General features: G+C 47.3%; 11 protein-coding genes. 9 read left to right on the plus strand and 2 right to left on the minus strand.

All coding sequences use genetic code 11. The annotated features are described in order from the left end of the window. Positions 1-807 precede the first annotated feature (807 nt). The 3 genes from AK963_RS20320 to AK963_RS20330 all read left to right on the plus strand — a co-directional run bounded on the left by AK963_RS20320 (position 808) and on the right by AK963_RS20330 (position 3,487). Positions 808-2,061 carry a hypothetical protein gene (locus AK963_RS20320; protein ID WP_066017259.1) on the plus strand — a complete coding sequence of 418 codons (1,254 nt, stop codon included), beginning with the start codon at positions 808-810 and terminating at the stop codon, positions 2,059-2,061. Positions 2,062-2,189: 128 nt separating this feature from the next. Continuing rightward, a complete protein-coding gene (locus AK963_RS20325; protein WP_066017260.1) occupies positions 2,190-2,570 on the plus strand; it encodes a cystatin domain-containing protein in 381 nt (126 codons plus the stop codon). 104 nt (positions 2,571-2,674) lie between these two features. Beyond that, on the plus strand, positions 2,675-3,487 hold the full coding sequence (locus tag AK963_RS20330; RefSeq protein ID WP_066017261.1) for a crotonase/enoyl-CoA hydratase family protein: 813 nt from the start codon (positions 2,675-2,677) through the stop codon (positions 3,485-3,487). A 23-nt stretch (positions 3,488-3,510) separates the two neighbouring features. Here the strand turns inward: AK963_RS20330 and AK963_RS36685 are convergent, their stop codons facing one another. Both AK963_RS36685 and AK963_RS20335 read right to left on the minus strand, forming a co-directional pair. Continuing rightward, on the minus strand, positions 3,511-3,852 hold the full coding sequence (locus AK963_RS36685) for a cytochrome P450 (protein ID WP_083232803.1): 342 nt from the start codon (positions 3,850-3,852) through the stop codon (positions 3,511-3,513). Beyond that, positions 3,815-4,960, minus strand: a complete 1,146-nt coding sequence (locus AK963_RS20335) for a cytochrome P450 (protein WP_066017262.1) — start codon at positions 4,958-4,960, stop codon at positions 3,815-3,817. The genes AK963_RS36685 and AK963_RS20335 overlap by 38 nt, the downstream gene beginning before the upstream one ends. A gap of 347 nt (positions 4,961-5,307) precedes the next feature. Here AK963_RS20335 and AK963_RS20340 point away from each other — a divergent pair, with 347 nt between their 5' ends. From AK963_RS20340 to AK963_RS20365, 6 genes are all read left to right on the plus strand, one after another. After that, positions 5,308-5,688: a hypothetical protein gene (locus AK963_RS20340; protein ID WP_066017263.1), complete on the plus strand. Its 381-nt coding sequence runs from the start codon at positions 5,308-5,310 to the stop codon at positions 5,686-5,688. Positions 5,689-5,732: 44 nt separating this feature from the next. Beyond that, the gene (locus tag AK963_RS20345; protein WP_066017264.1) at positions 5,733-6,335 is read left to right on the plus strand and encodes a ZrgA family zinc uptake protein; all 603 of its coding nucleotides are present in this window, start codon (positions 5,733-5,735) and stop codon (positions 6,333-6,335) included. A gap of 1 nt (position 6,336) precedes the next feature. Beyond that, positions 6,337-7,080: an ABC transporter ATP-binding protein gene (locus AK963_RS20350; protein ID WP_066017265.1), complete on the plus strand. Its 744-nt coding sequence runs from the start codon at positions 6,337-6,339 to the stop codon at positions 7,078-7,080. Then, a complete protein-coding gene (locus AK963_RS20355) occupies positions 7,080-8,342 on the plus strand; it encodes an ABC transporter permease (protein WP_066017266.1) in 1,263 nt (420 codons plus the stop codon). Before AK963_RS20350 ends, AK963_RS20355 begins: the two co-directional genes overlap by 1 nt. A gap of 11 nt (positions 8,343-8,353) precedes the next feature. After that, positions 8,354-8,890, plus strand: coding sequence for a DUF3299 domain-containing protein (locus tag AK963_RS20360; RefSeq protein WP_066017267.1), 537 nt, complete (start codon positions 8,354-8,356; stop codon positions 8,888-8,890). A gap of 304 nt (positions 8,891-9,194) precedes the next feature. Then, complete coding sequence (locus AK963_RS20365) at positions 9,195-10,799, plus strand: ankyrin repeat domain-containing protein (protein WP_066017268.1); 1,605 nt, start codon at positions 9,195-9,197, stop codon at positions 10,797-10,799. Positions 10,800-10,888 lie beyond the last annotated feature (89 nt).

Here is a 10,888-nt window from a genome sequence, read left to right on the forward strand (position 1 = left end):
GATCATCCTGAGTTTTAATCTGACTGGCTATTTGATCTACCAGTTTTTCGTTGATTTCAACGCTCATTGTTATTCTCCATTTTGGAGTATTAACGACAAGCGTTTACACAATTTAAATTACATTCCCTTCCATGTTCAAGCCGTTCAACACAGCATGAATGCGTGTGTGATCAACCCGGAGGGTCGCCCATGGTTTGTGCCATTCTGCGTTGCTCACTACTTATGTGGAATAACCACACTACGTAGTTCACGCCTTTATGCCCTGAGGGTATTGCCTGACAAAAACCATAGATGGCTGGTCACATGTCTAATTGAGAACGCCCCCTAGTAATGAAATATTAATATTTGGCTTTTTGGGCTGTCTCAATAGACAGTAAACCTGCCATCAGATGTACGACGAAATTGAAGGGGGATCGGTGTTGAGAATGTTCTGTCTTAAAATACTTTTCAATTGATTATGCATGATTTCTATGCTTTATCCTTTGTGTAACATCACCTGTGGATCAGTAGTTGAGTGATAAGCATGTGCCATATAGAGTTATCTGTGTTCATCATTGAATCTGGCGTCGGCTTTTTGACGATTTTCTGATTGCCGTCGATTAAGTTACCTTTGGAAATTAATGTAAGGTTAATCTTGAGCCTATAATTAAATATAACTTTCAATGAGTTATCATTATATTTGTTGTTTGTTAAATGTTTTATTGTCAAAAATTGCTTTGTCATCTTTTAATGTTGGTTTGCTCATTAATGTGTGGAGTTGAGATCTATCATTAACTATTACATGGATGTTGAATTAGGATTTCGACGATGAAAATTGATACGAGCTTACCGATAGCCAGACATGTTAAAGATTTAGCGGACAAAGTTGAAAAGCTCAAAGGTAGCTTTATTGCAGCAGAGGGCGACAGTCAATCTAGTAAAGCTGTAAAATGCATAAATCGGTTAGTACGTATAGTGGAGTACCGTAAGCTGGCAAAGGATACGAATGAACTAGGGGAGTATCTGGCTAAAAACAATGGTCTGGCAGGCTTGGAAAAAACTGGGGAATATCATGCTGGAAACAATAATCAAGAAAAATCCAAGCCTCTTCCAAAAAGAGGTATTGAATTAATTCTGCACTTTGAAAATATGATCAATCAGTTCAAGTTTCCAAAAGCCCCGGGTGTCCCAGATGATCGATTGCTGCCAATTCAGCAGGCAGGTGATACAGGAAGAGAACACATGGCGGATACACCGGATGGCACCCCTGCCTCCAGACTCTCTTCTACGGTATCTGTATCCTCGGAAGGTTCTCTGTCAGTGAGCCAGGACACATTGTTTCTATCACCACAGGATTCACAGATTGTTCCTTCAGAACAATCCTCTATTGAAGGAATTGATGGTCTAGTGCATGAAGATCCTGCACCGCCTGTGGAAAGAACAGGTCCGCTTATTGCTCACTCAACAAGTAGTGTGGATGATGTCGCAACAGATATTGATAGAGCTCAGAGAATACTTAAAGAATTAAACGATAAAAATGCAATCATCCTTTCACCCTCTCAGCAGGTGAAGGTGAAAAATGCCGGATTTAAAAGGGATCTGCGTCCAGTAGAAGCGGACAGGGTAAAATTAGCTAGTCTGACCAGCAGGTTGTGTATGCTAAAAGAGGAGTTTGAAGTTCAGCCTTATTCACGAGGTACAAGGAAAGATCTTGGAATATTGTTTGATGAGATCAATAAGTTCCGACCTGCCATCAGCCCCAGAAAATCTTCAGATGACCCTTTTCAATCAATGGTGGAGCAAATGAATGCCCGTTACAATGGCATGTTTTCTCGTATGAGCACTCTTGAAACCATGGCAAAAGGGATTCCTCCAGAACTCAAGCAGCCTTACGCTGAATTGTCAGGTATCCGCGATAAGTTCAATACTACCCTTTTTGAAGATTCAGATGCTGGTATGAATCAAAGCGATGAGATCATGCATAAGTTTCGTGAGATTGATTCGCAGATTGATGCCTGGATGGAAGAGTATATTCATATTGATGAGACGATTTCACGATTTGAAGCGCAGTATTCCAAGTGAAATGCTAACGGCAACATAAATCCCAGTCTTTTTCTGATTAGCATATATAATGCTCGAGCAGATCAAACGCATTACCATTAGTTGTGCAGTAAACTGATCTGAGTCTTGATCAAGATGGGGTTTTGTCAATGAAAGTAAGAACGATCTGTGCGGTGGTTTCGGCAATCATACTGACGGGATGCGAACCACCGGAAGAAAAGCCTGTTGTCGATAACAAAACGGCTGAAGCAATCTGTAAAGCCAAAGATACCCTGCCCGGAGGCTGGACAAAATCTGAAGTCACTCCCGAGGTACAGAAGGCGGTGAATCTGGTGATTAAGGGAATGGAAAAACCGGCCAGACTGAAAAAGATGCTGGCTGTTCACTCCCAGATTGTTAATGGGGTGAATTACGCACTGGAGTTTCAGCTGGAGAATGGCACGATCTGGAGTGCCATCGTATATCGTGATCTTGAAGGAAAATACAGCATTACACAGGCTCCGATTCCGGGACTGTTCTGTGACCACTGAGCTGGTTAATACCTGAGCTGATACCATGTCATTTTGCGACAGCATCCGATTTATGGAATGATTCGCTTCGATAATAATAATTACCGGATGCTGTTGAGGTTCCCATGCCTGATCAACCCCGTGTGCTCTGTGAAGTTAAAGATCACATTGCCTATGTCACTATGAATCGACCCGAGAAACATAACGGCCTGGATATGGCCATGTTTCGTGAGATGATTGCTGCTGCAAAGAAAATCCGAAAAGACCGTGCGGTTCGCTGCGTTATTCTCTCCGGGAATGGACCTTCGTTTTGTGCAGGGCTGGATTTCCAGGCCGTAAATAAAGATCCCAGCATAGTAGCAAAGGTCTTTCTGAAACTGCCCTGGACCAAACAGAATATTGCCCAGGAGATTGCCCACTGCTGGCGAGACCTGCCAGTCCCTGTCATTTCTGTTATCCATGGCAACTGCTTTGGTGGTGGGATGCAGATTATCCTTGCGACGGATTATCGCATTGCCAGAGCAGATGCCAGTCTCGCCATTATCGAGATGAAGTGGGGTTTGATTCCCGATATGAGTGGTATGGCCACACTTTCACGGCTGACTCGTATTGATATCGCCCAGGAACTGACCATGACCGGGCGAAAATTCAGTGCCCGGGAAGGGCATGACTATGGCTTGATCAGCCTATTGGCAGATGACCCGATTGTGGAAGCCGAGCAACTGGCCCAGACCATTTGCAGGCAATCACCAGATGCGATTGCTGCGGCGAAATACCTGTTCAAGAAAACCTGGAAGGCTGACACCTGGAAAGCGCTTCGCTGGGAGCGCTGGGTTCAGGCTCGACTGCTGGGGCGAAAAAATCAGCGCATTGCCATGAAAAATGGCCTGAGTAAGGAGGGTGAGTCTCAACCGTTTATTGATCGGCGCTCTTTTTGATAGGGGCTGTTTTTCGAGACTTTTCATGTGTTACCCGTGAGAGGCTTTAATCGTATAGAGTAGGCGCTGGGTTGTACGACAAATGACAGCTCTTCATGAATCTTTTCAACGGGTGTGACCAGCTGCCAGTCAAAGCAGTGGCAGATCATGGCAATGGACGCCTTGATTTCCATCAGCGCCAGTTGCCGGCCCGGGCAAAAGCGTGGGCCACTGCCAAAAGGAATCAGTGCTTCCGGTGAGTGGGGTTGATGCTGCTCCGGGTTCAGCCATCGTTGAGGGTTAAAGGTTTCTGCATCGTTAAACCATCGGTTACGTTTTCCAGCGTACTCATTCAGAGTGATCAGTGAGGTCCCCCTGGGAATGATAGACGTCGTCTATCTGGGTGTCCTGCAGGCAGGTCAGATATAACAGGGGAGCAACCGGCTTGAGGCGCATGGTTTCCTGAATAATGGCATCCATTAATGGCAGCTTGTCCAGCTCTGCCCAGTCTGGTTTCTCATGCTCCTTGATTCCTTCTTTCAGCTCCGACCTCAACGCTGTCAGCAAATCCGGATAGATGGAAAGGTAATAGATTATCCAGCAGAGGGTGTAAGCGGTGGTATCTTCCCCTGCCAGCAGCATGGTGATAATACTGCCAAACAGAGACTCATCACTGGTGTCACCATTGAGGTCATTTTGTATCAGCAGGGATTCGAGAAAATTACCGGGTTGCGACATCTCATCACTCTGTTCAGCCAGTTTCTGTCGTGCCTGACTGATAAACGTGAAGACATGATTGCGAATCACCTCAAGCGAATACTCCAGGTTTCGGTCAGCCGGGAGTTTGATGTACCGCCAGTATGGAAACGGCGCATTAAGACGCTTCCATAAAATGGGAAATACCCGCTTAAGATGTATTTGAAACTCCAGCTGATCATTCTCCAGTGTGTTGATATCGTATCCCATGGTCAGGGCGGTGGTGATATCCACCGTCATTTTCATCATGTCTTCCCGTACCGCTATGGGTTGGCTCTCGGACATTTGATCCTGCCAGCGATTTTTCAGGCGGTGAACAGTCTTGATGATGGTAGGGTAAAAACGTTGCAGGTGTCGGGCATCCAGCCCCCGAACGGTGGTTTTTCGACACGCTTTCCACTCTCTGCCTTCCATGCTGAACACACCGTGAATGCCCAGTTCCTTGAATACTGATTTGATGGTCCTGATTCGGGAGAAGTGCTCTGGACGTTGCTTGAGAACCTGCTGGATGGATTGCGGGTCTCCCATTACAGTGAATCGCTCCGGCCCCAGTTTGATGTTGAACCAGGGGCCATATTGGTCACACCAGTGTTCCAGCTTCAGGTGCAGGGTGTGCATATCAAGGCCAATCAAGTTGCCGGCAATGGGTAATGTTTTTGGGCCGGGAAGGTCCTGGACGTTGCGGGCTATCCTTTCTGATTTTGTGGGCGTTTTATCAATGGCTGCTCTTTCAAACATGGACTGCCCTCGCTAACCACGTGCAGGAATTCAACTCAGGGAAACGTTTGCAGTACAGAAACGGTTGTTTATCGTTTTGAAAGGTACTGAGTTTTGTGTGTCGAATGACCATTATTTTATAGAACAGTTTTGATCAGCTGGATGTGAGTTTTTTTGTAAAACAATAGGGCCTGATCCGCTGAGCTCGTAACGAAACGCCCCCGAGTAAGTCAAATGGTCTCCTAGTAGGCTTAGCATGATCTTTTGGAGATCTGGTGTATGTTATGTTATAACACATTCCATCTTGATATCGGATACTGACCTCCTCCAGGACATGGTGAGGGCAAGACCGAAAGGAATCGCAGAATATGACCATCAGCCTCTGCCAGACAGACCGTAGAAAAGAGGGCAAGCAATTGCTGTCCTGTCTGATGGTGGCTGTTTATCTGCTGGTGGTTCACTATACGCTGAGCCATGTTCATACTGCACCGGAGCAAAGCCTTCAGTCAGAAATAGCCTGGCAGCATCCGGTGATTTCACTGGTCGATGATACCAGTGATAATCAGGGCATTGAGCATCGTCATTCATCTGCCTGTATGCTGGTTTCTCAGGCCTCTTCACCAGTTCATTGGTTCAAGGCAAAAGCCCTGTTCGATCCGGTTCATAATGACCGACCTTATCTCTTATCGATCCACTCTTCCACCCCAACCAAAAGACAAACCCGCGCACCTCCTGGTCACAAAGTCTGAAGTTTGATTGTTCATCAATAATTTTTTCTTTCAGGATTTTGTGTATGCGTCACTTTTCAAAAATGGCTGTTGTTGCCTGTGCCTTAATGTCTTCAGTGGTTTCGGCTGATGGAAGTCGCCATGTCGATGCCCATGTGCATGGTGCCGGTCATTTGAATTTCGCCATTGAGGGTCATCAGGTTCATATTGAGCTGGAAACGCCGGGATTTGACATTCTTGGCTTTGAATCTATTAGTTCGGACTCTCAGCGCAGGCAGCTTAAAGATGCCCTGAATGAACTGAAAAAAGACGATTTATGGTCTTTTACACCAGCGGCTTCCTGTACTTTGAAAACGGCATCGGCTTCGGCCAGTGGTGAGCATGAAGAAGGTCATCATGCTGATGCAGATGGTCACCATGACTCGCACCATAGTGATCATGGACACCATAAGCACCATGTGGATTCAGGTGACCACCATGAATCATCGCACATGGATATTGCTGCTACCTATGTTTATGAATGTGCCAATATTGCCAGGCTCAACAGCATATCGACCCGACTGTTTCAGCGGTTTGGCAACAGTGAGCAGTTGAAGGTTCAGGGCTTCACCGATTCAGGTCAGATAGCTGGGCAAATGAGCCGTCAGCGACCAGAGGTACGCTTCTGATATGAGCAGTCTCCGTCAACCGGTGATTCATCTTAAGGGTGTCCAGTTTGGCTGGAAGCCGGGAACAGTGGTTCTGGATATACCGGAGCTTTTGGTCAACCAGGGTGAGAAAGTGTTTATCCGGGGGCCTTCAGGATCGGGTAAAACGACGCTCCTGGGACTTCTTGGGGGAGTGCTCACACCGGTTGCCGGTGATGTGTCTGTGCTTGGAAATGACATTGGTTGTTTTTCTTCGGCGCGGCGGGATCATTTCCGGGCGGATCACATCGGTTTTATCTTTCAGATGTTTAACCTGATTCCTTATCTATCGGTGATTGAGAATGTCACACTGCCACTGGGGTTTGCCAGAAAGCGTCGTGAAAACGTGCAGTCCATGGGCGCTGATGCCGGGCAGGAAGCGATTCGACTGCTGAATCACCTGGAGCTTACGGATACGCAGCTGCTACAGAGGCCGGTAACCGAACTCAGTATTGGTCAGCAGCAGAGAGTGGCTGCGGCCAGGGCTTTGATTGGCCGCCCTGAACTGGTGATTGCGGATGAACCGACGTCTGCTCTGGACAGTGATACCCGTGAGGCATTTATCCGCCTGCTGTTTGCGGAGTGTGAGGCTGCCGGAAGTACACTGGTTTTCGTCAGCCATGACTCTGCCCTGGAATCATTGTTTGATCGTTCGGTTGCCCTGAATGAAATCAATCGTGCCAGTCAGCATCGGCCATTGTCAGCTGAAGCATCGGAGGTGGTTTGATGTCAATTCTCCATCTGGCGGTGAAAAGTCTGAGTAACCGTAAAACGACGGCATTGCTGACCATTTTCTCCATTGCCATCAGTGTGGCTTTGTTGCTGGGGGTTGAAAGAGTTCGGGTTGAGGCACGAAATAGCTTTACCAGTACTGTGTCCGGTACCGATCTTGTGGTCGGAGCCCGCAGCAGTTCACTAAACCTGCTGCTCTATTCAGTGTTTCATATTGGCAATGCGACCAATAACATCACCTGGGAAACGTATCAGGACCTGTCCTCCAATAGGGCGGTTGCCTGGACGATACCCATTGCCCTGGGGGACTCCCATCAGGGTTATCGCGTGGTGGGTACCACCCAAACCATGTTTGAGCACTTTCGCTTCGGTGATGATCAGCCCATCCGCTTCAGAAATGGGAAACCGTTTGATGATCTCTATGATGCAGTCATTGGTTCCGAAGTGGCGGCGGTTCTCGGCTACCAGGTTGGACAGGAGGTTGTGCTGAGTCATGGCGTGGAAAGCAGGGCTCTGCAGGAACATCAGGATAAGCCCTTCAGGGTAGCTGGTGTGTTAACGCCTACCGGAACTCCTATGGACAGGGTGATTATGATCTCACTGGAAGGAATTGAAGCGCTGCACATTGACTGGGTCAATGGAGCGGCACCCAATGCGCTCTTCTCGGTGTCTGCCGACAGGGCACGAGCCATGGATTTGCAACCATCCAGCATTACGGCCTATTTTGTTGGCCTGAAATCACGGGTGGCCGCCTTTCGTTATCAGCGGGATGTGAATGACTATCGTCAGGAAGCGCTGACGGCTATTTTGCCGGGTGTGGCTCTTGGAGAGCTCTGGCAACTGGTGGGTTCAGCTGAAAAGGCACTGCTGGCTGTTTCAGTGATGGTAGTGATTGCGGGGTTGGTTGGCATGTTGACCACCATTCTCACCTCCCTGAATGAACGGCGCAGGGAGATGGCCATTCTCCGCTCGGTAGGGGCTCGACCCGGGCATATCTTTACCCTGATGATTACCGAGTCCCTGATCTATGCCATCACTGGCACACTATTGGGCTTTGTGATGATGTATGGAATGCTGTTCGCCATTCAGCCAGTATTGCAAATGCACCTGGGGTTGCACATTACCATTGCGATGCCAGGGCTGTTTGAGTTGCTCCTTGCGGGGGCTATCGTTGTTGCGGCCACCATACTGGGCGCAGTGCCTGCCTGGCGGGCCTATAAAAATTCATTGGCAGATGGTCTGACGGTCAGGCTGTAGGAGAGCGAATAATGATAACAAAACGACAACGCTTTGGCTGGATGGTGCTGGTGCTTATGGTGCCTTTTATGCTGATGGATTTTGCCATGGCGGCAAAGGTTGAACCCCCGAAAGCGCCCCCAATCAAAGAGATTAACTGGGATGACCTGATGCCGCCTGTGGATGAGGAAATTGTCCGCAAATATGAGGCCGGTGAAATCACTCAGGTCGAGGCCATTGATTACATTGTTAAGCTGGGCAAAGTTCCCGTAGAAACCATGGACCAGCAGCGAGTTAAAATTCCCGGTTATCTGGTGCCATTGAATATTAGCAAGGATCAATCCGCGACAGAGCTGTTGCTGGTGCCCACCATGGGGGCCTGTGTTCATGTACCGCCACCACCCCCTAATCAGACCATTTTTGTTCGCTATGACAAGGGTATTAAAGTGACGGAAGCGGGCTATACACCCTACTGGCTGGAAGGGGTGATCAGGGTCGAGAACAATACGTCCGAGTATACTGATGTTGTTTATGCCATTACGGTGGAAAGTATTAAGGAGTTTGAGTAAAAAGATGGGGAGACTTTGAACTGGTACTTTGAGGGAAGGTCTCCTTGTTAAACTCGTTCAAGAAAGGTCGGTTTGTAATAGGCCTGACTACGCAGAAGATAATAATCTGTGTGTTTCAACTAATTAAAAAATTTGGTAAAGCCAAATGCGAGGCTGCATGATTTTGTTTAATGCGCGATAGGATTTAAGCTGTACTTCTTATTCGCTGGAAATTAATACACAAAGACTGAGAGGTATTAAAAGGAACTTTTTTTTTTTGAAAGTACTCCAAAATGGATTCACACGCACAATAAATAGAGTAATTATGATTAAGGATTTGTTGTCAGCCGCAGCTAGCGGGGATATTAAGCGGATCAAAAAACTGCTGGCTGATGGCACTGACGTCAACGCCTCTGGCTCATCTGGATCGACTCCGCTACTGAACGCGGTCAATGAGGGGCGTGTGGAGGTTGTCCGCCTTCTGTTGAAGGAGTATGGGGCCAGGCCAGAGATTCCTACATTATCTTTCGCCGCGTCAAGGGGGCATACCGAAATAGTTGATCTCCTGCTTGAGCATGGTGCAGATGTCAATGCGTTTGATCATACCAATTATACTGCTCTTGAGATGGCCGTCTCAGGTCCTGGGTATCTTGGTGTCGTGAGATCCCTACTGAATGCTGGGGCGCGAGCTGACCAAATTTTCGATCATACTCACTTTACCCCCCTACGCAGTGCAACGTTTATAGGTGATATTGATATCATACGCACTTTGCTGATTCACGGTGCGGATGCCACCATGCGATCTTATGGAAAGCGAAGTGCACTTGAGGATGCAATTTTTCACGGGCATAAACAAATTGTCCGACTTATGCTTGATCATGGAGTAAATATTGCGAAGCTTTATGGCACCATCGAAGCTGGCCACCTTTTAAAACAGGCGGCTTACAGCGGAGTGAGCGATATTGTCAAGGTTCTGCATGATATCGGCGTGAAACCTGATGCTGACACATTATCTATTGCATGTAACGCTGGGCATATCGAGATAGCTGAATATATTCTGGGGCTTGGTATATCTCCTAATGTCATTGATTCGGGTGGTACCCCGGCATTTCATCAGGCTGTATTCAGTGGGCAGAGTGATGTTGTTAGCCTCATGATTAAGCATAAGGCTAACTTAGAAAGCCTTTTAGACGTGGGGTGGGGCGTTGATCAACTATTGGAATTTTCTGTGCGTTCGGGAGTTGTTGATGTTGTAGGCTTCTTATTGAGTCGTAAAGTCGATTATGACGGATCCAAATTATTATCTATTGCTTGTGAGAACGGGCACGCAGAAGTTGTTAGATTGCTACTGGATTACGACCCTGGCCTTGTGAAATTGCACGGCTTGACATTACTGGAGACCGCTGCTGAGAAGGGGCACTTTGATGTTGCTAGGATCCTGCTTGAAGATCATGGCGTCAAACCAAATCCAGGCGGTCTCGCTCAATGTGATTCATTAGTCAAAGCAGCACATGGAGGGCACGACAGTGTCGTGAGACTCCTTCTGAGTTACCTTGCTGATTTTGGTGTCCGCCAACCTGCTATTCAGGCTGCCGGGGTTGGCCACTTAAGAGAGCTTATGTCTCAGGCTCGTCTCGATATGGCGGGGCCATTTGTTTTTACTTCTCGCTTATTTGGAGGGGAGTCCTCTAAGCTTAACCCTGAAAGGTTCAATACAGTCAAAGAAACTCTTGAAAATTATATTCCTAAACATGAGCCTGAAACTTTGAAAAGCTGTGCTCGAGGGAGTATTCGTTCTCGATTGGTTGAGAACCAGGCTAACCTGGAAAAACCTTTGAGCAGCAACTTTGGCAAGCTGCTTGATAATTATACGATGACAGCCTATTTGTATGGGGAATGTAATTTAAATTGTGTAAACGCTTGTCGTTAATACTCCAAAATGGAGAATAACAATGAGCGTTGAAATCAACGAAAAACTGGTAGATCAAATAGCCAGTCAGATTAAAACTCAGGATGATC

The organism is Endozoicomonas atrinae (assembly GCF_001647025.1).
GTDB lineage: Bacteria > Pseudomonadota > Gammaproteobacteria > Pseudomonadales > Endozoicomonadaceae > Endozoicomonas > Endozoicomonas atrinae.

What these genes read in the sequence shown, in the direction of transcription:
- AK963_RS20320 (WP_066017259.1), top strand. Translation starts at nt 808, where the DNA reads ATGAAAATTGATACGAGCTTACCGATAGCCAGACATGTTAAAGATTTA.
- AK963_RS20325 (WP_066017260.1), top strand. Translation starts at nt 2,190, where the DNA reads ATGAAAGTAAGAACGATCTGTGCGGTGGTTTCGGCAATCATACTGACG.
- AK963_RS20330 (WP_066017261.1), top strand. Translation starts at nt 2,675, where the DNA reads ATGCCTGATCAACCCCGTGTGCTCTGTGAAGTTAAAGATCACATTGCC.
- AK963_RS20335 (WP_066017262.1), bottom strand. Translation starts at nt 4,960, where the DNA reads ATGTTTGAAAGAGCAGCCATTGATAAAACGCCCACAAAATCAGAAAGG.
- AK963_RS20340 (WP_066017263.1), top strand. Translation starts at nt 5,308, where the DNA reads ATGACCATCAGCCTCTGCCAGACAGACCGTAGAAAAGAGGGCAAGCAA.
- AK963_RS20345 (WP_066017264.1), top strand. Translation starts at nt 5,733, where the DNA reads ATGCGTCACTTTTCAAAAATGGCTGTTGTTGCCTGTGCCTTAATGTCT.
- AK963_RS20350 (WP_066017265.1), top strand. Translation starts at nt 6,337, where the DNA reads ATGAGCAGTCTCCGTCAACCGGTGATTCATCTTAAGGGTGTCCAGTTT.
- AK963_RS20355 (WP_066017266.1), top strand. Translation starts at nt 7,080, where the DNA reads ATGTCAATTCTCCATCTGGCGGTGAAAAGTCTGAGTAACCGTAAAACG.
- AK963_RS20360 (WP_066017267.1), top strand. Translation starts at nt 8,354, where the DNA reads ATGATAACAAAACGACAACGCTTTGGCTGGATGGTGCTGGTGCTTATG.
- AK963_RS20365 (WP_066017268.1), top strand. Translation starts at nt 9,195, where the DNA reads ATGATTAAGGATTTGTTGTCAGCCGCAGCTAGCGGGGATATTAAGCGG.